The organism is Streptomyces sp. NPDC091387, from assembly GCF_044756945.1.
GTDB lineage: Bacteria > Actinomycetota > Actinomycetes > Streptomycetales > Streptomycetaceae > Streptomyces.
In genome coordinates this window covers 184,572-207,062 of sequence record NZ_JBIVTZ010000016.1, presented here as the reverse complement: position 1 = coordinate 207,062, position 22,491 = coordinate 184,572, and the positions used below count along the sequence as shown (strand labels likewise).

Sequence of the window (22,491 nt, the reverse complement as noted above, 5' to 3'; positions counted from 1 at the left end):
CCGTCGGTCCGGCCCCCGGGGTCTGCCGGGAGACCAGTGCGGCTCGCCTGTGTCCGTACCCGTGCACGGGGTGGGTGCCGCTCGGTCCGGGAACAGGCGTGACAGGTGCCCCGGCGAGCGCCCTGTTATAAGGCACGTTACCCAGTGCCTCGCGTAACTGCGAAACCCTATCTGACCTGCGATTTTGCTTGGATATCCAAGTAAATCGAGGAATTCGGGAACACTCGCTGGTCACAGCACTGGTAACAGCCTTGCAGGCAGCCGGAACAACGGCACGTTATCCCGCCGGACAGCGGCAGGGAAGGGGTGAGTGTGTGAGACTGCGTTTGTGAGCAAAGAAGGAAAAATCACGGTTTTTCTGCTGGATGACCATGAAGTCGTCCGCCGCGGAGTCCATGAGCTGCTCTCGGTGGAAGACGATATCGAGGTGGTCGGCGAGGCCGGTACGGCGGAGGACGCGCTCGTCCGCATCCCCGCGACCCGGCCCGACGTCGCCGTCCTGGACGTACGGCTGCCGGACGGCAGCGGGGTGGAGGTCTGCCGGGAGATCCGGTCGCGGGACGAGTCCATCCACTGCCTGATGCTCACCTCGTACGCCGATGACGAGGCACTGTTCGACGCGATCATGGCGGGCGCCTCCGGATACGTGCTCAAGGCGATCCGGGGCAACGAGCTGCTGAGCGCCGTACGGGACGTGGCGGCCGGGAAGTCGCTGCTCGACCCGGTGGCCACCGCACGGGTACTGGAGCGGCTGCGCGACGGCAAGAAAGGCCGCGGCGACGACAAGCTCGCGGGCCTCACGGAGCAGGAACGCAAGATCCTGGATCTGATCGGTGAGGGGCTGACGAACCGGGTGATCGGGGAGCGGCTGCATCTCGCGGAGAAGACGATCAAGAATTACGTCTCCAGCCTGCTCTCCAAACTCGGTATGGAGCGCCGCTCGCAGGCCGCCGCGTATGTGGCGCGCCTCCAGGCGGAAAAGCGCTGAATCCACCCAGAAGGGGCCGCGGCCCCGGGCAGACTCGGGACTTTGGTCCCGCGGCGCCCGGGGCCGCGGCCTCTTATTCCGTGCCCCGCGGTGACGGACAGTGGAGGTCATGTCCACCGAGGAAGAACTCCACGCAATCGACCTGCTCGGCCGGGTCCCCTACGGCCGGCTGGCGACGAGCATGAGGGCCCTTCCGTTCCTCACGGTGGCCCGCCATGTGGTGATCGGCGGACGGGTCGTCCTGCGGATGCACAGCGGCCTCGGCTACCACGACGCGTGCGACGGCACGGTCGTCGCGTACGGGGCGGACAACTTCAACGCGGCCACCTCCGCGGGCAGCCGCGACCTGTGGTCCGTGCAGTTCACCGGGCCCGCGGAGGTCGTCGAGCCGGCCCGCGCCGAGCGGGAACTCTTCGGTCCGGCCCCCGTCGAGGTGAACGGGGAGCCCTTCACCCCGGCCTTCCTCCGGCTCGACCCGCATTTCGTCAACGTGCACACTCTTGACTTCCACGCAACTCGTCAGGAAGCCCGACACAGCGTGATCTAACATCTGGCGGGTGCCGCGCTCATCTGTAACCCTCCCGCCTGTTCCCCCGGTCGGCGAGGTGCTCCGCCGCTACCCGCACACAGGTGAACCGCTCACCTGCGAACCCCTGGACCAAGGCCTGCTCAACCACGGATACCGGGTCTCCACCACCCGCGGTTCCTACTTCCTCAAGCACCACCTGGACGACACCACCGGCGACCGCGCCACGATCGTCCGCCAGCACCGTGCCACCCAACGGCTCCAGTCACTCGGGGTCCCGGTCGCCCCACCCATCGAGGACAACGAGGGTGGCACCGTCACCGAGATCGGCGGCCGCTGCTACGCCCTGCACCCCTGGGTCGACGGACTGCACCGGGCAGGCGCCCAGCTCACCGTGGACCAGTCGGTACGGCTCGGGGCGCTCCTCGGAGCCGTACACACCGGTCTTGAACAGGTGATGGAGACGGGCGCGGGGGCCGCGGGCAGACCCACCGGCCATGCGAGCCCCGACCCCGCCGACACCTTCGCGCTGATCGACGAGCTGCTGGTCGCGGCGCGCGGCCGGCGGCCCCGCGACTCCTTCGACGAACTGGCCGAGCACCGGCTCCTGGAACGGCGCACCCTGCTGGACCAGCACGCGGGCCGTCGGCCGCCCACCCCCGGGGTTCCGGCGACCGGCTGGGTGCACGGCGACTTCCACCCGCTGAACGTGCTCTACCGGGACGCCGACCCGGTGGCGATCCTCGACTGGGACCGCCTCGCCGTGCAGCCCCGCGCGGAGGAGGCGGTACGGGCCGCCGCGATCTTCTTCGTCCAGCCCGCCGGTGAACTGGAGCTGGTGAAGGTACGGGCGTACGCCCGCGCCTACCGGCGGGCGGCCGGGGCCGGGGCCGCCGAACTGGCCGCCGCGGTGCACCGGGTGTGGTGGGAGCGGCTCAACGACTTCTGGATACTGCGCTGGCGCTACTGCCTGAACGACCGAAGGGCCGACCCGCAGTTCCCTGCGGTGTCGGCCCTGGCGGTGTGGTGGACCCGTGAGTACGACGCGGTGTGCGAGGCCTTCACGGAGTGAGGACGGTGGCTACGGGGTGCGGTGGCGGCTCACTGGCCGGTGCCCACCGTGCCCGCGGCGGTGCCGGCGCTGGCGCCCTCCGCGGTGCCGCCCGGCTCCCCGGCCGCTCCGCCGGCCGGCGTCGTGCCGCCCGTGTCGCCGTTGGCGCCGCCGTCGGTCGCCGTGCCGCCCGTGTCGGTGCTCGAACCGCCGTCCGTCGCCGTGCCACCCGTGTCAGTGCTCGAACCGCCGTCCGTCGCCGTGCCCGGGGCCGTGTCCGTCGGGCTCGGCGTGGGGGTCTCCTCGGTCCTGCTCGGGGTGGCCGACGGGCTGTACGAGCGCCTCGGCGGCGTCTCCTGCTGATTGCCGGTGGAGTTCCCCGGCAGCTGGGTGTCCTCGCTCTGCTCCTCGCTCGGCGAGGGCGAACTCTTCGTCGGGGAGGGCGAGCTGGACGTCGACGTCGGCTTGTCCTTCGGCTTCTCGCCGCCGCCCTTCGTCGCGTTGACCGCGATGGCGACGCCCGCACCGATCGCGATCAGTGCCAGCACGACGAACAGCCACAGCTTGCCGCGGCCACCGCCGCCGCCCGCCCGGCCGCTGCCGCCGCCGTCGTATCCGCCGTCGTCGGGGTTCATCGGCGGCAGGATCGGCCCCTGCGAGGTGTCCCCGTGCTGCGGGTGCCCCATCGCACGGGTGGCGCCGGTCATGCCCCGGGGCGGGGTGGCACCGCCCTCGTGCATCACGACCGGGCCGGTGTTCCACGTACCGGTGTGGCCGCCCTGGACCTGGAGCATCTGCAGGCTGTACTGGACGAGCCCGCGCATCTCCTCCGCGCTCTGGAACCGGTCGTCCGGGTCCTTCGCGAGCGAGCGCATGACAAGCCCGTCCAGCTCCGCGGGCACCGCGTCGGAGACCTCCGACGGCGGGACCGGAATGTCCTGAACGTGCTGGTACACGACGGAGAGCGGCGTCTCACCCGTGAACGGGGGCCGCAGTGCCAGGAGTTCGTACAGCAGACAGCCGGTGGCGTACAGGTCGGAGCGGTGGTCGACCGCCTTGCCCAGCGCCTGCTCGGGGGAGAGGTACTGCGGCGTCCCCATGACCATGCCGGTCTGCGTCATCGTCGACTGCGCGCCGTGCAGCGCACGGGCGATGCCGAAGTCCATCACCTTGACCGCGCCGGAGTGCGTGATGATCACGTTGGCGGGCTTGATGTCCCGGTGCACGATCCCGTGCTGGTGCGAGTAGGCGAGCGCCTCAAGCACCCCGGAGACGATGATCAGCGCCTGCTCCGGAGGCGGGGGCTCGGCGTTGAGCAGCAGGTCGCGGATGGTGTGGCCCTCGACGAGCTCCATCACGATGTACGGGACGGTCTGCCCGGCCACGGTGTCCTCGCCGGAGTCGTACACCGCCACGACCGCATGGTGGTTGAGCCCTGCGACCGACTGCGCCTCACGCGTGAACCGGGCCTTGGAGACCGGGTCCTCCGCGAGATCGGAGCGCAGCAGCTTCACGGCGACCGTACGTCCGAGCCGGACGTCCTCGGCCGCGAACACCTCGGCCATGCCTCCCCGGCCGAGCCGGTGGGTCAGCCGGTAACGCCCGTCGCCGACAACACCGCCGATGCCCCAGGAGTCGGTGCCATCCGGAACTCCGCCGCCGTTTGCTTCGGGTTCGGGTGCCATCAGTCCTCGCCGTCGTTTCTGTCCGCGCGTCCGCGGGTTCTCACGGTGCCTTGGGCCCTTCCGTTCGGATCATGCCGGGTTCGGCCCGGTCCGCACGAAAGCCCCTTGCTGCATTGCCACGTCACGCTACAGCCTTCGTCGGACACACCGATTTCGAGAGGGACCGGCCATCCAACCGGCTGACGAGCCGCACACGCAAATTACATGCGGGTCCTGTAACGCTTCCGAGACGCTTCTTGTGCGTAGGGTCACGGAACGGGCACCCGGCTTGACGTGTCGGACCCCTCGGGCAGACTTGGCGCTCATACGGATCTTCGCGTGAGCAGCGCGCCCGAGGGGGAAGCAAGTCATGAGCCAGGACGGCGCACAAGGGGCCCAGGGTCGCTACGCGGGCGGTTCGGTCGCCGGCGGCCGCTACCAGCTGCGTGACCTGCTCGGCGAAGGCGGGATGGCGTCCGTATATCTGGCGTACGACTCCGCGCTCGACCGGCAGGTCGCCATCAAGACGCTCCACACGGAACTCGGACGCGAGCAGTCCTTCCGCGAGCGGTTCCGGCGCGAGGCCCAGGCGGTCGCGAAGCTCCAGCACACCAACATCGTCTCCGTCTTCGACACCGGCGAGGACGAGCTCGGTGGCGCGCTGATGCCGTACATCGTCATGGAGTACGTGGAGGGGCAGCCGCTCGGCTCCGTGCTCCAGTCGGACATCCGCGCCCACGGTGCGATGCCCGCCGACAAGGCGCTCAAGGTGACGGCCGATGTGCTGGCCGCCCTGGACACCAGCCACGAAATGGGCCTGGTCCACCGCGACATCAAGCCGGGCAACGTCATGGTGACCAAGCGCGGCATCGTGAAGGTCATGGACTTCGGGATCGCCCGCGCCATGCAGTCCGGTGTCACGTCGATGACGCAGACCGGCATGGTCGTCGGCACCCCGCAGTACCTCTCCCCCGAGCAGGCCCTGGGCCGCGGGGTCGACGCCCGCTCCGACCTGTACTCGGTCGGCATCATGCTGTTCCAGCTGCTGACCGGCCGCATCCCGTTCGACGCTGACTCGCCCCTCGCCATCGCGTACGCGCATGTGCAGGAGGAGCCGGTCGCGCCCTCCAGCATCAACCGGTCGATCACCCCGGCGATGGACGCGCTCGTCGCCCGTGCGCTGAAGAAGAACCCGAACGAGCGCTTCCCGAGCGCCGCGGCGATGCAGGACGAGATCACGCGGGTGCTTGGCGCGAGCGGCCAGACGAGCGCCCCGGTGATCATCAGCGGCACCGGCGCCCCGGCGAACAGCGGCTCCGGCGTCGGCTCCGCGGTGTTCCCGCCGGTCGACCAGTCCGCCCCGGCTCCGCAGCACGTCCAGACGCCGTACCAGCCCGGCCCGTACCAGTCGCAGCAGCAGCCCGGCCCCTACGGTCCGCCGACGCCGGCCCCGTCGTACGGCTACCCCCAGTCGGCCCCGGCGTACCAGAGCCAGGCGCCGATGTCGCCGATGCAGCAGCAGACCCCGCCGCCGTACTCGGTCTCGCCGCAGCAGGCGTCCCCCTCTTCTGGCGGCGGCTCCAGGCGAAACGTTCCGGTGATCGTGGGCTCGATCGTGGTGGCGCTGATAGCGATCGGCGGCCTGATCACGGTCCTGTCGATGAAGGACGACACGGACAAGGGCGCCGACGCCTCGTCGAGCGAGTCCCCGGCCGGCGAGCACCGCGGTCCGGAGCGGAACCGGACGATGGAAACCGATAAGTGCACGGACGCGATGGAGAACTCCGACGACCCGAACAAGGTCGACGCCCCCCGGTTCATCTACAAGGACATCCTTTCCGCGCGGGCGTGCGCGGACGCGGCGGGCTGGACCATCAAGATCATCAAGGAGCCGGGGAACGCGTACGCCGAGGACCAGGTCGTCGACCAGTTCCCGACGTCCGGAACTGCCATCTCGAAGGTCGGAGCACACTTCGAGCTGAAGGTTTCCACCGGCGATCCGGCCTAGTTTCCGTACGTAATCGGCATGCGGCCATGCGGCCGTCCACCCATGCGGCCGTCCGGCCATCCACCGATGCGGCCATCCGGCCAGAGACCCGGCGCCTGGGCGACGGCCGGCGCCCTGGGGCGCGCGCTCCGGCACCGGACGCGCATCACCCGAGATGCCGGACGGACCGTCACATGTGACGCTGACCACATGGCTTCAGGACACCTCCCCTCGCGGCCCTCACGGTGCGTGGCCTGCCTCGTACTGACGGCAGCCGCGACCCTGGGGTCCCTGACGGGCGGCGAGGCGGCCGCGGGACCGCGTACGGCGGCGAGCACGGAGCCTTCCGCGCACCCACCCGGCCCGCCCGGCGCCCCGTCCGGCTCCCCCGCCGGCCCTCTGCCCGGTGTGACGCCGTCCGCCACCCCCACCGTGCCGCCGTCGGCCGATCCCTCCACGACGTACGGGCCCGGCGCGACCGCGGGCCCCTCGGCCGCGCCCGCACCGCCCGAGCCCCTGCCGTCCGCCCACGCGGGCCCCTCGTCCGACGCCTCCGGATCGCCCTCCCCGAGCGGCGGACCGCCGCGGCCGGGGGACGGACAGTCGCCGTTGGCCGGACTGCTCACCGGGGAGGGACGGCAGCGCCCCGGGCGGCAGCTGACGCCCCAGGAGATCGCACGGGCGGACGACGCCGCCGAATCGGCCGACGAGGAGGAGTCCACCGCGACGGACCCCGCCGCGGTGCCGGCCGTCACCCCTGACGCCAGCGCCTCGCCCGAGACCGGCCGGCTCGCGCGGCAGGCCCTCGACGGACCGGCCGTACGCCAGGTCCAGGAGATGTCGCTCGGCGTGGGAATCTCCCTGGTCGGGCTGGGTCTCGGCTTCCTCGCGCTGCGTATGCGCCGCACCGACTGACCGCCGCGCCCGGACCGGTTCAGCCCCTCCGCACCAGGTCACGGAACTTGCACCCGGCAACATACTCGGTATACATACTCAGTATGTCGATCCGCCACGGGCTGCTCGCCCTCCTGGAACGGGGGCCGCGCTACGGCTCCCAGCTCCGCACCGAATTCGAGTCCCGCACCGGCTCCACCTGGCCCCTCAACGTCGGGCAGGTGTACACGACGCTGGGCAGACTGGAGCGGGACGGCCTGGTCGCCCAGGACGGCGAGGACGACCAGGGGCACTCCCTGTACTCGATCAGCGACGAGGGGCGCGCCGAGCTGCGCAACTGGTTCGAGACCCCCGTCGACCGCAGCAGTCCGCCCCGCGACGAGCTGGCCATCAAGCTCGCCATGGCCGTCGGCGCCCCCGGCGTGGACATCCGGGCCGTCATCCAGTCCCAGCGCCACCACACCGTCAAGGCCATGCAGGACTACACGCGCCTCAAGGCCCAGGCCCTCGCCGACGAGCCCGCCAACCGCGACGAGGTCGCCTGGCTGCTCGTACTGGAACAGCTGATCTTCCAGGCCGAGGCGGAGGCCCGCTGGCTGGACCACTGCGAGTCCCGGCTGGTCCGTCTCGCCCAGGCCGCCGCCACGGAGCCGGAGACCCCGGCGGCCACGCCCGGCCCCGCACGTACCGCACGGGCCCGCGCACGCCGCTGAGCCACGGCCCGGCGGCCCCACACCGCTGAGACCACGGCCCCGGGTCCCGTCCGCTCGGCCACTCGGCCACTCGGCCACTCGGCCACTCGGCCACTCGGCCACTCGGCCGCTGGCCTGGACACCGCGACACCGCGACACCGCGACACCGCGACACCGCGACACCGACCACAGAACCGCTTCTAGGGGGAACCACCCGTCATGTCACCGCACGCCCCGTCCCCAGCCGCCCCGCCCCTACCGGTGGATGCGCCGGTGCTCGAACTCCGCTCACTCACCCGCACGCACGGCACGGGCATCGCCGAGGTGCACGCCCTGCGCGGCATCGACCTGTCGGTTCACGCCGGTGAGCTCGTCGCCGTGATGGGCCCTTCCGGCTCGGGCAAGTCCACCCTGCTGACGATCGCCGGCGGCCTCGACACCGCGACCTCGGGCCACGTCGTCATCGAGGGCCAGGACATCTCCTCGCTCGGCCGCAAGGGCGTGGCCGCCCTGCGCCGCCGCAGCGTCGGCTACGTCTTCCAGGACTACAACCTGATCCCCGCCCTGACCGCCGCCGAGAACGTCGCCCTGCCGCGTGAGCTCGACGGCATCCCGGTGCGCAAAGCGCGCAAGGAGGCCCGTGCCGCCCTGGAGGAGATGAACCTCCTGGAGATCGGGGACCGCTTCCCGGACGAGATGTCCGGCGGCCAGCAGCAGCGCGTCGCGATAGCCCGCGCGCTGGTGGGGGACCGGCGCCTGGTGCTCGCCGACGAACCGACCGGGGCGCTCGACTCCGAGACCGGCGAGGCCGTCCTCGCGCTGCTGCGCAAACGCTGCGACCAGGGCGCGGCCGGGGTGATGGTGACGCACGAACCGCGCTACGCCGCCTGGGCGGACCGGGTCGTCTTCCTGCGGGACGGTTCGATCGTCGACCAGACGCTGAGCGTCGGGGCCGATTCGCTGCTCGCCGCCGGGAGCGGCGAGTGAGCGTGTTCACGGGGTGGCGCGCCGCCCTCCGGATAGCCCGGCGCGACGCCCTGCGCGCCAAGGGCCGCAGCGCACTGGTGGTCGCGATGATCGCCGTGCCCGTGCTCGGGGTCACCGCGCTCGATGTGACGTACCGCAGTGTGGAGCTCACCACCGCCGAGAAGCTGACGGCTCAGATGGGTTCGGCCGACGCGCTGTTCAACGACTCGCAGGCCGGCCCCCTGGACCAGTCGGTCACCGGGGACGACTACCGCCCCCTCAGCGACACCGCGCCGTCGCCCGAGGACATTCCCGCACTCGACCTGCGGACCGCGTTCCCCAAGGGTGCGCGCGGCATCAGCATCCAGTCCGTGCCCGCAAGCGTCACCACCGGGTACGGCGTCGCGAACGCGGACATCACCGAGTTCCGGACCGCGGACCCGCTGGCGCGCGGCAAGGTGGACCTCGTCGACGGATCGTTCCCCAAGGGCACGGGCGACATCGTCGCCACCGAGCCGTTCCTGAAGTCGACCGGGCTGCACGTCGGTTCACACATCACCGTGCGCGGACCGGAGCAGAAGTACACCATCACCGGCGCGGTCGAGCAGCCGGACAACCTGGCGGCCAAGGCGCTGTACGCCGACCCGGGCGCGGTCATCGCCCCGTGGAAGGCCACCGCCGCCCGCGACAAGAAGGTGCTGCCGCCGAACGCCGGCGACCTGACCTGGCTGGTGAAGGCGAACAACGGAAAGGGCGTCAGCTGGCCGGACGTGATGGCGGCCAACAAGAAGGGCGCCCTCGTCGCCTCCCGTCAGGTCGTCCTCGACCCGCCGCCGGACTCCGAGGTCCCGCTGATCCGGAAGCGGGGCAGCAACAACTACCCGTCCGGGAACTCCGACGAGCTCAGTGCGGCCCTCATCACGGTCGTCGCCATGGCGGTCCTGGAGGTCGTGCTGCTCGCCGGACCGGCCTTCGCCGTCGGTGCGCGCCGCTCGCGCCGTCAGCTCGGCCTCGTCGGCACCTGCGGCGGGGACCGGCGCCATGTCCGGGCCGTGGTCCTCTCCGGCGGGCTGGTGCTCGGCGGCGTCGGAGCCGTGGTGGGGGTGGTGGCCGGGCTGGCGCTGACGGCGGTGTTCCGGCCGCTGATCGAGGAGCGGGCCGGAAACCGCTTCGGCTCGCTCGCCCTGAATCCGAAGGAACTGCTGGTCATCGCCGCTGTCGGGCTGGTCACCGGGGTGCTGGCGGCGTTGGCCCCGGCGATCGTGGCGGGCCGTCAGTCCGTACTGGAATCGCTCACCGGGCACCGCGGGGTCCGGCGCGGCTCCCGGGTCCTGCCGATCGTGGGCGCCTGCGTCATGGGCCTCGGCATCGCGATCGCCGTCCTGGGCGGCACCACCGGCAACTCCACCGGGGTCGCCGCCGGCTCGGTGGTCGCCGAGCTGGGGCTCCTCTGCTGCATCCCGGTGATCGTCGGGCTGCTCGGCCGGCTCGGCCGCACCCTGCCGCTCTCGCCCCGGATGGCGCTGCGCGACGCGGCCCGCAACCGCGGACGAACGGCTCCGGCGGTCGCGGCGGTCATGGCCGCGGTCGCGGGCTCGGTGGCCATCGCCACGTACATGTCCAGCCAGGCGGCCGAGGGAGAGTACGACTACACGCCGATGCTCAGCCCGAACGCGGTCGTGCTGTACACCATGGACGACGAGGGCAACGCGGCACCCGGGCAGCTCCCGCTGGCGCAGGCGGCCGTGGAGCGGAACATGAAGCCCACCGGCGGACCCGCCGGGATCTCCCGGGTCTGGGCGGGCAGTGACTGCGACACCTACTACGACGACGAGGACAGCTGCGGCAAGCTGGACCTGGTCAAGCCCACCGGCAAGGGGCACACCTGCCCGCTCAACAGCAAGGGTGCCAAGGAGCTCGCCGTACGGCTGAGCGACGACGAGCACCGCAGCATGATGCACTCCCCCGAGTGCGTGGACGAGCGCTACACCATCAACACCTTCGGCGGCGGCGGGAGCAACATCGTCGTGGGCGACGCGTCGCTGCTGAAGACGTACGTGAAGCTCGACGACCCGGCCGCCGCCAAGGCGCTGGAGGCGGGCATCCCCGTGCTGCTCAACCGGGCGTACGCGAAGGACGGCCAGGTCACGGTCAAGGCGGTCCACCGGTACAGCGACAAGGACAAGAAGAACCGCGCCCTGCATCCGGGACCGGCCAGGACGACGACGGACCGGATGAAGGTGTACGTCGCGGACGCGAAGTACACGGAGACACCCGGAATCCGCATGATCATGCCGGAGAAAACCGCCCAGCGGCTCGGCCTGCACACCGCGAAGTACGGCACGGTGTACGCCGTCTCCCACCCTCCTACGGACGCCCAGCAGCAGCGGATCCAGGCCTCGATCGAGCAGGCCGGCGGGAACGTCTACATGCAGTCCGGAACCGAATCCAGAGACCGCGAGGACATCATGCTGCTGGTGCTGACGCTGTTCGCCGGAGTGGTGACCATGGGCGCGGCCGCGATCACCACCGGGCTCTCCAAGGCCGACGCGGAGGCCGACCTCACCACGCTCAGCGCGGTGGGCGCGCCCCCGGGGGTGCGGCGGAGGCTGTCCGGGTTCCAGTGCCTGGTGGTGGCGCTCACCGGGGTGCTGCTCGGCACGGCCGCGGGGCTGCTGCCCGCGGTGGCGCTGCGCCTGATCGACCTGCGCAACGCGCTGAAGGCGATGCGGCTGGACCCGATGGAGTCCGCGTACACCCCGATCGTGCTGCCCTGGGCGACCATCGGGCTGCTGGCCGTGGTCGTCCCGCTGCTGGCCGGGTTGCTGGCGGCGGTGTTCACCCGCTCCCGGCTGTCGCTGTCGCGGCGCGCCGGATGACCGGGCGGGAGGCCCGGTCAGCGGGCTGACCGGCTGCTCCGCGGTGGTTCCGGTGCCCCCGGAAAGGGTGGATCACACCTTTCCGGGGGCACCACAGTGCTGTCCGGCAGGTGTGCGAGACAATGGACGACATGGAGATGCCGAGGAATGAACGGTCGCAGGAGCACCCCCAAGTCCTCGTGGTGGGACAGGACGGAATGGCGATCGGCGGCGGTGGCACTGACGACGAGTCGCGCGAGGTCCCGGTGACGGAGATGGTCGAACAGCCCGCGAAGGTCATGCGCATCGGCAGCATGATCAAGCAGCTCCTGGAGGAGGTCAGGGCGGCGCCCCTCGACGAGGCGAGCCGCGTACGCCTGAAGGAGATCCACACCAGCTCGGTCAAGGAGCTGGAGGACGGCCTCGCGCCGGAGCTGGTGGAGGAGCTGGAGCGGCTCTCGCTCCCGTTCACCGAGGAGTCGGTTCCCTCCGAGGCGGAACTCCGGATCGCGCAGGCCCAGTTGGTGGGCTGGCTGGAGGGCCTCTTCCACGGTATCCAGACGGCGCTGTTCGCCCAGCAGATGGCGGCCCGCGCGCAACTGGAGCAGATGCGCCGCGCCCTGCCTCCCGGCAGTGGTCACGAGGAGGAGGAAGGCGGCGGCGACCCGCACGGGGCGATCCGATCGGGCCCGTACCTGTAACCCCGGTCCCGTACCCCCTTACGCCCCTGCCGATCTGTCAGAACGCCCGAAGAGCCCGGCACACGTTGTTCGTGTGCCGGGCTCTTCGGGTGCCGGGTCCGTCGGGTCCGGCGGGCCTTTTGTCCGGCGGGCCTTTCGGGTGGCGGGCCTTTCGGGTGGCGGGCCTTTCGGGTTCGGGTCGGGTGGTTCAGGCGGCTGCGGGCGAGCGGAGGAGCACCTTGCCGATGTGCGTGCTGGACTCCATCACCCGGTGCGCCTCGGCCGCGTCCTGCATCGGCAGCGTACGGTCCACCACCGGCCACACGACGCCGTCGGTGATGAGCGGCCAGACGTGCTCGCGCACGGCCGCGACGATCGCGGCCTTCTCGGCGAGCGGGCGGCCGCGCAGCGAGGTCGCCGTGACGGCGGCCCGCTTGGTCAGCAGGGCACCCAGGTTGAGTTCGCCCTTGGCGCCGCCCTGGAGACCGATGATCGCGAGCCTGCCGTTGACGGCGAGCGCCTGCACGTTCCGGTCCAGGTACTTCGCACCGATGATGTCGAGGATGACGTCGGCGCCCGCACCGTCCGTCGCCCTGCCGAGCTCCTCGACGAAGTCCTGCTCCCGGTAGTCGATCAGGATGTCGGCACCGAGTTCCGCACAGCGTGCCAGCTTCCCGGGTCCTCCCGCGGTCACCGCGACCCGGGCGCCGACCGCCTTGGCGAGCTGGATCGCCATCGTGCCGATGCCGCTGGACCCGCCGTGCACCAACAGGGTCTCTGCGGGGCGCAGATGGGCCACCATGAACACGTTGGACCAGACGGTCGCGGTCACTTCGGGGAGCGCCGCGGCGAGGACGAGGTCCAGTCCGGCCGGTACGGGGAGCAGCTGCCCGGCGGGTACGGCGACCTTCTCCGCGTAACCGCCGCCGGCCAGCAGCGCGCAGACCTCGTCGCCGACCGACCAGCCGGTGACACCGGGGCCGACGGCGGAGATCCGGCCCGCGCACTCCAGACCCGGGTAGGGGGAGGCCCCGGGCGGCGGGTTGTAGAACCCCTGCCGCTGGAGCACATCCGCACGGTTGACCGCGCTGGAGACGACATCGACGAGGACCTCGCCCTCACCGGGTACGGGATCGGGCACCTCGGCCCACACGAGCGCCTCGGGGCCACCGGGTTCGGGGATCGTGATCGCATGCATGGCCGCGAGGCTACTCCGTGCCGTGCCGTGCCCTGCGGTGCGGCGCCCTGCGGCGCGGTGCCCTGCGGCGCGGTGCCCTGCGGCGCGATGCCCTGCGGCGTGGTGCCGACGGCTGCGGCGGGGTGCGATCGGGGTGGCCCGGGTCAGGGGCGCGGGGCTGTCGGCGGGGTGTGGCTCGTGGGCGGTGCATTCGTGACCCGCACGATAGTGATCAGCCGGTCCGTCAGCTGGAGGGGGCTGGCCGCCGGATCGTCGTAACCGAGCAGCCGGTGACCGCGCAGCACGCTGACCACGAGATCGTCGGTCTCGCGGACGTTCTTGCCCACCTCGGCCTTTATCACCGGCCGTTCGACCAGATCGAGCCCGCTGCCCTGCTGGATCAGGTCCTCCATCACCGTGCCCGCACTGGGGCTGAGTACGGAGAGGCCGAGCAGCCGGCCCGCCGCACTGGCACTGGTGATCACGGCGTCGGCACCGGACTGCCGCAGCAGCGGGGCGTTCTCCTCCTCGCGCACCGCGGCGACGATCTTCGCGCCGCGGTTGAGCTGGCGCGCGGTCAGCGCGACCAGGACCGCCGTGTCGTCCCGCTGGGTGGCGATGATGATCTGACGTGCCTTCTGCAGCTCGGCCCGCAGCAGCACATCGCTGCGTGTCGCATCACCGAGCACTCCGGTGAACCCCTCGGCGTTGGCGATCTCTATCACCTTGGACGCCGGGTCGACGATGACGATCTGTTCCTTCTTCAGGCCGGTCGCGCAGAGGGTCTGAATGGCCGAGCGGCCCTTCGTGCCGAAGCCGACGACGACGGTGTGGTCACGCAAGTTGGTTCTCCAACGCTTCAGCCGGAAGTCCTCCCGGGTCCGCTCCGTGAGGACCTCAAGGGTGGTGCCGACCAGGATGATGAGGAAGAGCACGCGCAGCGGTGTCACGAGCACCACATTGATGAGCCGGGCGCCGTCGCTGTACGGGGTGATGTCGCCGTACCCGGTGGTCGAGAGGGTGACCGTCGCGTAGTAGACCGCGTCCAGGAGGTCGACCTTGCCATCGGCCGCGTCGTGATAGCCGCCGCGGTCGACCCAGACGATCAGCACCGTGGCAGCCAGCACCATCAGCGCCATCATCAGCCGCTTGGCGACCTGTCGAGCCGGTCCGTCGACGACCCGGCGCGGAAGCATCACCCGGGTGGGTACGCCATGCTCCTCGGCACGCCTGGCCATCGCGTCATGGCCGGGAAGTTTCACGTGAAACACCCTTCAGTCCACGGCGTCGCCGGGGCCCACGGTAGATCGAGGATCTCCACCTCGGTGCCGGACCGTACCCCGCCCGGCTCCACGACGGCCAGCCCGTCCGCGGCGGCGATCCCGCGCAGCATGGCGGGACCGTTGTAATGCAGGGGTACGACGTGATCCGCCCCCTCGCCGGTTCCGGCGCCACTGTGGCCGAACTCACCGGGGCCTTCAGCGCGGTGGACCACGGGGACCAGCCGGGTGTCGTGCGGGTGGCCGTGCACGTCGCCACGGACCGCGACGCGGTAGAGGCCCTGCGACGTCCGGCCCGCCAGCCCGCTGAGCAGCGGCTCGGCAAGCGTGAGCAGCCCGGACACGGCGGCCAGGGGGTTGCCGGGCAGCCCCACGAGATACGGCCCCCCGGCACGGAGCCGGGCCAGCAGCATGGGGTGTCCAGGACGGACGGCGACACCGTCGACGAGCAACTCGGCCCCCAGATCGGCGAGCACGGGGTGCACATGGTCGACCGGTCCCGCGGCGGTGCCGCCGGTGGTGATGACCAGATCGGCTTCGGAGAGGACGAGCGCCTGCCGGAGGGCTTCCGCGTCGTCACCGAGGCGGCAGGGGGCGGAGACCTCGGCGCCCAGCGCGCGCAGCCAGGGGCCGATCATCGGGCCGAGTGCGTCACGGATCAGCCCGTCGTGGGGCAGCCCTGCCGTCAGCAGTTCGTCGCCCAGGACGAGGACATCGACGCGCGGCCGGGGACGGGTGAGCAGTTCGTCGTACCCGGCGGCAGCGGCCAGCCCGAGAACGGCGGGCGTCACCAGCGTTCCGGCGGGGAGGAGCTGCTCCCCGGAGCGGCACTCCTGTCCGCGCGGCCTGATGTCCTGCCCGGGACTCACCTGCCGCAACGCGTACAGCAGCCCCCTGGCCGCGTCGGCCTGGGCGTGTTCGCTCCGGATGACGGCGGTGGCGTCGGCCGGGATACGGGCGCCGGTGGCGATGCGGACGGCGTCACCGTCGGGGAGCGGCGCGGGGGCGGCGTGGCCGGCGAGGACGCCCCCGTCCTCCCGGACGTACCACGGCCCCGGCCCTGCGACGGCCCAGCCGTCCATGGCGGAGGTGTCGAAGGACGGGAGATCGGTGAGCGCGGCGAGCGGCTCGGCCAGCACGTGTCCGAGCGCGTGGTCGAGGGAGAGGCGTCCGGTGCGGGGCGGAACCTGGCGCCCGGCGCGGGCCGCGACGGCACGGGCCTCGCCCCACGGGGTCGCGTGGGCACGCCGCCGGCCGCGCGCACCGGGGCGGTGCTCGTCCTCGGAGGCGGGGGTGGGATCGGAGGCGGCTGCGGGGGATGGGGATGGGGATGGGGTGGGGGACTGGTCGGGGTCGGGGGACTGGTTGCGGGACCGGTCGGGGCCACTGGCCGTTTCAGGTCCGGGGCGGGGGCGGGGGCCGGGACCGGGTTCAGGGCGCGCGTCGCTGTACGGCCGTCGGCCGACCAGCGCGAGGGCCTGCGCGACGGCCCGCTCCTCGTCGGCCTCGGCCTCGGCTGCGCGGCGCGCTGCGGCGTCAGCGGACTTGGAGGACTGGGAGGAGTGAGCGGGCTCGGCGGGCTCGCGGGACTGGGCTGGCTCGGCGGGCTCGGCGACGGTTTTCGCGGCAGCCGGGGGCCGCCGGAGCCGCCCGGTACTACCGCTGCGGCCCGTCATGGCGTCTCGGTCTCGTCCGCCCACCGGAGAGCGAGCGCGGCGGCCTTGCGGGCCGCCTCGGCCACCGCCTCGGGTCCGCCCCCGTCGCTGCTCGCCTTCGCCGCCGCGTACCCGACCAGGAAGGTCGTCAGGGGCGCGGCGGGCCTGGCGACGCCGTGGGCGGCGTCACGGGCGAGGTCGAGCAGGACGGCGGTGTCGACGTCGAGCTCGATGGCCAGTTCGTTCTTGACTGCGGTGATCCATTCGTCCAGCACGGTCCCATGGTCTCTGATCCGGGCCCTGGCCGAAGCGATGTCCTCCCAGGTGTCGCAGTCGAACGAGGCGAGCGGGTCCGCAGCCACCCGGGAGAGCCGCAGCTCGTGCGTCAGCAACCGCAGGGGCAGTCCGGCGAGTCCACCGTGCTCAGCGGCGAGCAGAGCCAGTTCGCGGCGCAACGGCTCCGCCCGGTAGACGGCCACCAGCGGCTGGTCACGGCCGTCCTGATCGGTGCAGACGGCGCCCTCGTGGTCGCCCTGGCCGACAGCCGCCAGCAGGGACCCGACCGTGTCCGCGCCGAGGAACGGCAGATCGGCCGAGAGCACCAGCAGGCGTTCCGCCGCCGTGTGCCGCACCCCGGCACCGAGCGCGGCCAACGGACCGCCGCCCCGGGGCTCTTCACACGCCCAGGTCACCGGGCGCACCGTGGGCCGTCTGCCCCCCACCACCACCGTGGTCCCGGCGTCGGAACAGGCAGCGAGCACCCGGTCCAGCAGTGCACGGCCACCGATCCGGAGCCCCGGCTTGTCGGCGCCGCCGAGCCGCTTGGCGGCACCTCCGGCGAGAACGATGGCGTCATACGCGGTCATGCCCCGAGTATGCGGGCCGTCCGCCCCGGTGGGTCCTCCCCGTCCGCGATCCCGTGGATCAACGCGGAACGGAACAGGGAGAACCAGCAGCAGGAGAACCGGCGGCCGTGCCTACAGCATCCGCAAGAGCAGCGTCGGCTGTTCCACACAGTCGGCCACGTAGCGCAGGAAGCCTCCCGCCGTGCCGCCGTCGCAGACCCGGTGGTCGAAGGTCAGCGAGAGCTGGACGACCCGCCGGACGGCCAGCTCCCCCTCGTGCACCCACGGCTTGGGGACGATGCGGCCGACACCGAGCATCGCCGCCTCGGGGTGGTTGATGATCGGGGTGGAACCGTCGACCCCGAACACCCCGTAGTTGTTGAGCGTGAACGTGCCACCGGTAAGCTCCGCCGGCTTCAGCGTCCCCGTCCTGGCGGCCTCGGTGAGCCGGGTGATCTCGGCCCCGATCGACTCCGTGTCGCGCGCCTGCGCGTCCCGTACGACCGGGACGACGAGCCCCCGCTCGGTCTGGGCCGCGAACCCGAGGTGGACACCGGAGAGCCGCACGATCTCCCGCGCTTCCTGGTCCACCGTGGAGTTGAGTTCGGGGTACCGGGCCAGGGCGGCCGTGCAGATACGGGCGAGCAGCGCGAGCACCGACACCTTGGGCCCGGCACCGGGACCACCGGCGCCGTTCATCGCCGCTCTGGCCGCCATCAGCTCGGTGGCATCGGCGTCCACCCAGCAGGTGGCGTCGGGGATCTCGCGCCGGCTGCGCGCCAGCTTGTCGGCGACCGCGCCCCGTACTCCGCGCAACGGAACCCGTTCACCGGCCGGACGCACCGGTGCCCGGTCCGTCACCGCGGCCTGCTGCGGGGCCTCGGCAACGGACCGGATGGCGGACTCCACGTCGGCCCGCAGGATCAGCCCGTCGGGCCCGGAGCCGGAGAGCTGCCGCAGATCGAGATCGTGCTGCCGCGCGAGCTTGCGCACCAACGGGGAGACAACGGCGACCGGCCCCCGTACCCCGCCCGGAACGACGCCGGAACCCGCTGCGGCCTCAGCGGACACAGGAGCAACGGAAGGAACGGGAGTAAAGGAGGTGGCGGGAGCGGCGGCCGGCGCCGAGAGTCCCTCCGGGCGGACCCGCCTCCGGCGCACCGCCGGCGCGCCGGTCCCGTACCCCACCAGCACATTGCCCGACCCGGACGATTCCGCCCCGGCGGCCCCCGTACCGGACCCGGATTCCGCCGTACTCCCGGACGGCTCCACGGACCCGACCGCGACCGTCAGCAACGGTGCCCCGACCGGGAGTTCCGCACCCTCCTCGCCGAACCGCGCGGTCACCACGCCCCCGTACGGGCACGGCACCTCCACCATCGCCTTGGCCGTCTCGACCTCGACGACCGGCTGATCGATGGCGACGACATCGCCGACCTCCACCAGCCAGCGCACGATCTCGGCCTCGGTCAGCCCCTCACCGAGATCCGGAAGCTTGAACTCGAGTACCTGCGGCATCAGTGCTCCGCCTCCCACTGCAGTCGCGCGACGGCGTCGAGCACCCGGTCCACGCCCGGCAGGTGGTGTCGCTCCTGCATCGGCGGCGGGTACGGGATGTCGAAACCGGCGACGCGCAGCACCGGCGCCTCCAGATGGTGGAAGCAGCGCTCGGTGATCCGGGCCGCGATCTCGCCGCCCGGACCGCCGAAGCCGGTGGACTCGTGGACGACGACCGCACGGCCGGTGCGCCGCACGGACGCGGCCACCGTCTCGTCGTCGAACGGCACCAGCGAGCGCAGATCGACGACTTCGAGGTCCCAGCCCTCCTCGACCGCGGCCTCTGCGGCCTCCATGCAGACGGGCAGCGACGGCCCGTACGTGATCAGCGTCGCACTGCGTCCGGACCGGCGCACGACGGCCCGCCCTATGGGCTCCACGGCGGCGGGCGCCTGTGGCGACCAGTCCGCCTTCGACCAGTAGAGCCGCTTGGGCTCCAGGAACACCACCGGATCGTCGGAGGCGATCGAGGCCCGCAGCAGCCCATAGGCGTCATCGACCGTGGCGGGCGTGACTACGTGGAGACCGGGGGTCGCCATGTAATACGCCTCGGAGGAGTCGCTGTGGTGCTCGACGCCGCCGATTCCGCCTCCGTACGGCACCCGGACCGTGATCGGCAGCGGCATCGCGCCCCCGGTCCGGTTCCGCATCTTGGCGACATGGCTGATGAGCTGCTCGAACGCCGGATAGGCGAAGGCGTCGAACTGCATCTCGACGACGGGCCGCAGCCCGTACATCGCCATGCCGACGGCCGCCCCGAGGATGCCGGCCTCGGCCAGCGGGGTGTCGGTGCAACGGTCCTCACCGAACTCCTTCGCCAGGCCGTCGGTGATCCGGAAGACACCGCCGAGCGTCCCGACGTCCTCCCCGAGGACGTGCACGGAGGGGTCCTCCGCCATCGCGTCGCGCAGCGCACGCCCGAGGGCCTGCGCCATGGTGGCGGGTTTGGCCCTCGCCGTCCGCTCTCCGGCCGTGGCCGCTGCGGTGGTCATCGCCCTGCTCCCCCGTCGTCCGTGCCGTGCTGCTCGTTCTCCGCGTCCAGCTCGACGCGCAGGCGGGCCGCCTGCTCACGCAACTGGGTGGTCTGCTCCGCGTACACATGGGTGAAGAGATCCATCGGGTCGAGCACCGGATCCGCGTTCATCCGCTCGCGCAGTCCGGCGGCCATCCGCTCGGCGGCCGTGCGCGCCTCCTCTATGCCGTCGTCGTCGAGCAGTCCGCGCCCGGTCAGCTCCCGCTCCATGAGCTGGACCGGATCGTGCGCCCGCCACGCCTCGACCTCGCTGTCGCCGCGGTAGCGGGTCGCGTCGTCGGCGTTCGTATGCGCGTCCATGCGGTAGGTGATGGCCTCCACGAGCGTCGGGCCGCCACCGCTCCTGGCCCGCTGGACCGCCTCGGAGAGCACCTGGTGCACGGCCGCCGCGTCGTTCCCGTCGACCAGCCGGCCCGGCATCCCGTACCCCACGGCCTTGTGCGCCAGGGAGGGTGCCGCGGTCTGCTTGGCCAGCGGTACGGAGATGGCGAAGCCGTTGTTCTGCACGAGAAAGACGACCGGGGCCTTCCAGACGGCCGCGAAATTCAGCGCCTCGTGGAAATCGCCCTCACTGGTGCCGCCGTCACCGACCATGGCGAGCGCGACCACGTCGTCCCCCTTGAGCCGCGCCGCGTGCGCCAGGCCCACGGCATGCGGCAGCTGGGTGGCGAGCGGGGTGCAGAGCGGGGCGATGCGGTGCTCGCGCGGGTCGTAGCCGGTGTGCCGGTCGCCTCGCAGCAGCGTCAGCGCCTCGACCGGGTCCAGCCCCCGCGCCACGGCCGCGAGTGTGTCGCGGTAGCTGGGGAAGAGCCAGTCCCGCTCCTCGAGCACCAGGGCGGCCGCGATCTCGCAGGCCTCCTGCCCCGTGCTCGACGGATAGACGGCGAGCCTGCCCTGCTTGGTGAGGGCGGTCGCCTGGGTGTTGTACCGCCGGCCGCGCACCAGCTCGGTGTAGAGCCGCCGCAGCAGCTCGGGATCTGCGTCGGCCGCGGCGTCCGTACCGAGCACGCGGTACGGCTCGGGGTCCGGGAGCAGCGGCGCCGGGTCGGTGAGCGGCTTCCACGCCGGGGGCGGCGTGGGCCGGTAGGCGGCCGCGCCGGGCAGCTCTTGGACCGTCATGACAAGCACCTCCTGGCAACGAGGGGTATCGAGCGGCAGCTTTCGACATCAGGGGTGCCCGATATCGAAGGGGTATCGAGGGGTGGTGAAATATGTCCATATATCAAGCACTACGCGAGACACGTATGTGGTGTGCCTCACCTACCGATTGTTCGGTCGCGAGCGCATTTTGGCTACAGGCGCCGTCAGCCTGTGGACAAACGGTTCTCCACAGCCTGGGATGGAGACAGCTCGTCCAGGACAGGGAGGCGCGGGAACATGGCAGCTGAACAAATGGCCGACGGGAGCGAGGACCCCGGCCGGATTCCTCCGGCACGGCCGCTCGACTCCATCGACCGTGCCATCCTCCGGTTGCTCCAGACGGACGGCCGCACCTCGATACGGTCGGTGGCCGATCGCGTCCACGTCTCGCGCGCCAACGCCTACGCCCGGATCAACCGGCTCATCGACGACGGGGTGATCCGGGGCTTCAGCGCGCGGGTGAACCACGAACGGGCGGGGCAGGGGGCCTCCGCCTACATCACGCTCAAGATCGTCCAGAATTCCTGGCGCACGGTCCGCGAGCAGCTCCAGGCGCTGCCGGGAGCCACGCACATCGCGCTGGTCAGCGGCGATTTCGACGTCCTGCTGCTGGTGCACACGCAGGACAACCAGTCACTGCGCGATCTGGTGCTGACCAGGATCCAGTCCATCCCGGAGGTGCTCTCCACCCGCACCCTGCTGGTGTTCGAGGAGACGGACCTGGCCCCGGGCCCCGACCGCCCCACAGAGCTCACCTGAGACGAGAACAACTGCCGTAACACGCGCTCAGCGGCTGGACTTCATGCCGTCGAAGGCCAGCTGCACGACGGTGTCCGCGAGCTGCTCCCGCTCCGCACCGCCGTCCGGCAACGGCCGGTACCACTCCACCAGCGAGTTGACCATGCCGAAAAGCAGCCGGGTCGCGAGGCGTATGTCCACGTCGGAGCGGAGGTCGCCGTCCGCGACCGCGGCCTTGAGCAGATCGCCCACCCGCTGGTCGAACTCGCGCCGCCGCTCCAGCGCCCAGCGCTCGGTCTTCGTGTTGCCCCGCACCCGCAGCAGCAGCGTGACGTAAGGCAGTTCGGCTATCAGCACCTCGACGGTACGGCGGGTGACGTACTCGACCCGCCCGATCGCGCGGCCTCGCGTCGCACCCGATTCGTCGAGGATTCCGAAGAGGCCGTCCAGCGCCCGGCTGACCGCCCGCCGCAGCAGCTCTTCCTTGCCGGTCACATGGTGATAGATGGACGACTTGGAGATCCCCGCCGCCTTCGAGAGGTGCTCCATGGACGTGCCGTCGTAGCCGCGCTCGTTGAATACACGGACAGCGACGGTGAGCAGAGTCTCCGGGGTGTACGTGTCCCGCTTGGCCGTGGTCATGCCAGCGATCCTCCCCTACGAGTTGTCCACAGGTTTCGTGGGGCCCCTTGTCCCGACCGATCGTTCGGTTACTCTAACTCTGTCCGCCCGTCCCTGCCCAGCTCGATGAGGAGTTGGT

19 protein-coding genes are annotated in these 22,491 nt (G+C 71.6%); 10 read left to right on the top strand and 9 right to left on the bottom strand.

Annotation, left to right across the window (positions count from 1 at the left end; all coding sequences use genetic code 11):
• Window positions 1–328: 328 nt before the first annotated feature.
• From ACIQM0_RS30370 to ACIQM0_RS30360, 3 genes are all read left to right on the top strand, one after another.
• Window positions 329–988, top strand: a complete 660-nt coding sequence (locus tag ACIQM0_RS30370) for a response regulator (RefSeq protein WP_401292659.1) — start codon at window positions 329–331, stop codon at window positions 986–988.
• 109 nt (window positions 989–1,097) lie between these two features.
• Window positions 1,098–1,535 (top strand): pyridoxamine 5'-phosphate oxidase family protein, encoded by a 438-nt coding sequence (locus ACIQM0_RS30365; protein ID WP_401292656.1) that lies wholly within the window; start codon window positions 1,098–1,100, stop codon window positions 1,533–1,535.
• 58 nt (window positions 1,536–1,593) lie between these two features.
• Window positions 1,594–2,586, top strand: a complete 993-nt coding sequence (locus tag ACIQM0_RS30360; protein WP_385034829.1) for a phosphotransferase — start codon at window positions 1,594–1,596, stop codon at window positions 2,584–2,586.
• A gap of 29 nt (window positions 2,587–2,615) precedes the next feature.
• Here the strand turns inward: ACIQM0_RS30360 and ACIQM0_RS30355 are convergent, their stop codons facing one another.
• Entirely contained in the window at window positions 2,616–4,250 is a 1,635-nt protein-coding gene (locus ACIQM0_RS30355; RefSeq protein ID WP_401292654.1) for a protein kinase, read from the bottom strand.
• Between the two features lie 349 nt (window positions 4,251–4,599).
• Between ACIQM0_RS30355 and ACIQM0_RS30350 the strand changes: the two genes are divergently transcribed.
• From ACIQM0_RS30350 to ACIQM0_RS30325, 6 genes are all read left to right on the top strand, one after another.
• Window positions 4,600–6,237 carry a protein kinase gene (locus ACIQM0_RS30350; RefSeq protein ID WP_401292651.1) on the top strand — a complete coding sequence of 546 codons (1,638 nt, stop codon included), beginning with the start codon at window positions 4,600–4,602 and terminating at the stop codon, window positions 6,235–6,237.
• A 189-nt stretch (window positions 6,238–6,426) separates the two neighbouring features.
• Window positions 6,427–7,131, top strand: a complete 705-nt coding sequence (locus tag ACIQM0_RS30345; protein ID WP_401292649.1) for a hypothetical protein — start codon at window positions 6,427–6,429, stop codon at window positions 7,129–7,131.
• Window positions 7,132–7,214: 83 nt separating this feature from the next.
• The gene (locus ACIQM0_RS30340; protein ID WP_401292646.1) at window positions 7,215–7,823 is read left to right on the top strand and encodes a PadR family transcriptional regulator; all 609 of its coding nucleotides are present in this window, start codon (window positions 7,215–7,217) and stop codon (window positions 7,821–7,823) included.
• Window positions 7,824–8,021: 198 nt separating this feature from the next.
• A complete protein-coding gene (locus ACIQM0_RS30335; protein ID WP_401292643.1) occupies window positions 8,022–8,789 on the top strand; it encodes an ABC transporter ATP-binding protein in 768 nt (255 codons plus the stop codon).
• Window positions 8,786–11,647 carry an FtsX-like permease family protein gene (locus ACIQM0_RS30330; RefSeq protein ID WP_401292640.1) on the top strand — a complete coding sequence of 954 codons (2,862 nt, stop codon included), beginning with the start codon at window positions 8,786–8,788 and terminating at the stop codon, window positions 11,645–11,647. Before ACIQM0_RS30335 ends, ACIQM0_RS30330 begins: the two co-directional genes overlap by 4 nt.
• Window positions 11,648–11,778: 131 nt before the next feature.
• A complete protein-coding gene (locus ACIQM0_RS30325) occupies window positions 11,779–12,327 on the top strand; it encodes a bacterial proteasome activator family protein (RefSeq protein ID WP_363021052.1) in 549 nt (182 codons plus the stop codon).
• A 187-nt stretch (window positions 12,328–12,514) separates the two neighbouring features.
• Here ACIQM0_RS30325 and ACIQM0_RS30320 read toward each other — a convergent pair whose 3' ends face one another.
• The 7 genes from ACIQM0_RS30320 to pdhA all read right to left on the bottom strand — a co-directional run bounded on the left by ACIQM0_RS30320 (window position 12,515) and on the right by pdhA (window position 20,972).
• Window positions 12,515–13,504 carry an NAD(P)H-quinone oxidoreductase gene (locus tag ACIQM0_RS30320; RefSeq protein ID WP_401292637.1) on the bottom strand — a complete coding sequence of 330 codons (990 nt, stop codon included), beginning with the start codon at window positions 13,502–13,504 and terminating at the stop codon, window positions 12,515–12,517.
• 143 nt (window positions 13,505–13,647) lie between these two features.
• Window positions 13,648–14,721, bottom strand: coding sequence for a potassium channel family protein (locus ACIQM0_RS30315; protein WP_401292708.1), 1,074 nt, complete (start codon window positions 14,719–14,721; stop codon window positions 13,648–13,650).
• A 20-nt stretch (window positions 14,722–14,741) separates the two neighbouring features.
• Window positions 14,742–16,439, bottom strand: a complete 1,698-nt coding sequence (locus tag ACIQM0_RS30310) for a molybdopterin molybdotransferase MoeA (RefSeq protein ID WP_401292634.1) — start codon at window positions 16,437–16,439, stop codon at window positions 14,742–14,744.
• Window positions 16,436–17,284 carry an NTP transferase domain-containing protein gene (locus ACIQM0_RS30305; RefSeq protein WP_401292632.1) on the bottom strand — a complete coding sequence of 283 codons (849 nt, stop codon included), beginning with the start codon at window positions 17,282–17,284 and terminating at the stop codon, window positions 16,436–16,438. The genes ACIQM0_RS30310 and ACIQM0_RS30305 overlap by 4 nt, the downstream gene beginning before the upstream one ends.
• Window positions 17,285–17,395: 111 nt before the next feature.
• The gene (locus ACIQM0_RS30300; RefSeq protein WP_401292631.1) at window positions 17,396–18,781 is read right to left on the bottom strand and encodes a dihydrolipoamide acetyltransferase family protein; all 1,386 of its coding nucleotides are present in this window, start codon (window positions 18,779–18,781) and stop codon (window positions 17,396–17,398) included.
• Window positions 18,781–19,812, bottom strand: a complete 1,032-nt coding sequence (locus ACIQM0_RS30295) for an alpha-ketoacid dehydrogenase subunit beta (protein WP_401292630.1) — start codon at window positions 19,810–19,812, stop codon at window positions 18,781–18,783. Before ACIQM0_RS30295 ends, ACIQM0_RS30300 begins: the two co-directional genes overlap by 1 nt.
• Window positions 19,809–20,972, bottom strand: a complete 1,164-nt coding sequence (gene pdhA / locus ACIQM0_RS30290) for a pyruvate dehydrogenase (acetyl-transferring) E1 component subunit alpha (protein WP_401292627.1) — start codon at window positions 20,970–20,972, stop codon at window positions 19,809–19,811. Before pdhA ends, ACIQM0_RS30295 begins: the two co-directional genes overlap by 4 nt.
• Before the next feature lie 273 nt (window positions 20,973–21,245).
• On the opposite strand from pdhA, the gene ACIQM0_RS30285 reads away from it, so the two are divergent.
• Window positions 21,246–21,752 (top strand): Lrp/AsnC family transcriptional regulator, encoded by a 507-nt coding sequence (locus ACIQM0_RS30285; RefSeq protein WP_401292705.1) that lies wholly within the window; start codon window positions 21,246–21,248, stop codon window positions 21,750–21,752.
• A 27-nt stretch (window positions 21,753–21,779) separates the two neighbouring features.
• Here ACIQM0_RS30285 and ACIQM0_RS30280 read toward each other — a convergent pair whose 3' ends face one another.
• Window positions 21,780–22,373 carry a TetR/AcrR family transcriptional regulator gene (locus ACIQM0_RS30280; protein ID WP_385345623.1) on the bottom strand — a complete coding sequence of 198 codons (594 nt, stop codon included), beginning with the start codon at window positions 22,371–22,373 and terminating at the stop codon, window positions 21,780–21,782.
• Window positions 22,374–22,491: the final 118 nt, after the last annotated feature.

What these genes read in the sequence shown, in the direction of transcription:
- ACIQM0_RS30305 (WP_401292632.1), bottom strand. Translation starts at nt 17,284, where the DNA reads ATGACCGCGTATGACGCCATCGTTCTCGCCGGAGGTGCCGCCAAGCGG.
- ACIQM0_RS30295 (WP_401292630.1), bottom strand. Translation starts at nt 19,812, where the DNA reads ATGACCACCGCAGCGGCCACGGCCGGAGAGCGGACGGCGAGGGCCAAA.
- ACIQM0_RS30320 (WP_401292637.1), bottom strand. Translation starts at nt 13,504, where the DNA reads ATGCATGCGATCACGATCCCCGAACCCGGTGGCCCCGAGGCGCTCGTG.
- ACIQM0_RS30315 (WP_401292708.1), bottom strand. Translation starts at nt 14,721, where the DNA reads ATGGCCAGGCGTGCCGAGGAGCATGGCGTACCCACCCGGGTGATGCTT.
- ACIQM0_RS30355 (WP_401292654.1), bottom strand. Translation starts at nt 4,250, where the DNA reads ATGGCACCCGAACCCGAAGCAAACGGCGGCGGAGTTCCGGATGGCACC.
- ACIQM0_RS30335 (WP_401292643.1), top strand. Translation starts at nt 8,022, where the DNA reads ATGTCACCGCACGCCCCGTCCCCAGCCGCCCCGCCCCTACCGGTGGAT.
- ACIQM0_RS30310 (WP_401292634.1), bottom strand. Translation starts at nt 16,439, where the DNA reads ATGACGGGCCGCAGCGGTAGTACCGGGCGGCTCCGGCGGCCCCCGGCT.
- ACIQM0_RS30300 (WP_401292631.1), bottom strand. Translation starts at nt 18,781, where the DNA reads ATGCCGCAGGTACTCGAGTTCAAGCTTCCGGATCTCGGTGAGGGGCTG.
- ACIQM0_RS30345 (WP_401292649.1), top strand. Translation starts at nt 6,427, where the DNA reads ATGGCTTCAGGACACCTCCCCTCGCGGCCCTCACGGTGCGTGGCCTGC.
- pdhA (WP_401292627.1), bottom strand. Translation starts at nt 20,972, where the DNA reads ATGACGGTCCAAGAGCTGCCCGGCGCGGCCGCCTACCGGCCCACGCCG.
- ACIQM0_RS30285 (WP_401292705.1), top strand. Translation starts at nt 21,246, where the DNA reads ATGGCCGACGGGAGCGAGGACCCCGGCCGGATTCCTCCGGCACGGCCG.
- ACIQM0_RS30280 (WP_385345623.1), bottom strand. Translation starts at nt 22,373, where the DNA reads ATGACCACGGCCAAGCGGGACACGTACACCCCGGAGACTCTGCTCACC.
- ACIQM0_RS30350 (WP_401292651.1), top strand. Translation starts at nt 4,600, where the DNA reads ATGAGCCAGGACGGCGCACAAGGGGCCCAGGGTCGCTACGCGGGCGGT.
- ACIQM0_RS30365 (WP_401292656.1), top strand. Translation starts at nt 1,098, where the DNA reads ATGTCCACCGAGGAAGAACTCCACGCAATCGACCTGCTCGGCCGGGTC.
- ACIQM0_RS30340 (WP_401292646.1), top strand. Translation starts at nt 7,215, where the DNA reads ATGTCGATCCGCCACGGGCTGCTCGCCCTCCTGGAACGGGGGCCGCGC.
- ACIQM0_RS30325 (WP_363021052.1), top strand. Translation starts at nt 11,779, where the DNA reads ATGGAGATGCCGAGGAATGAACGGTCGCAGGAGCACCCCCAAGTCCTC.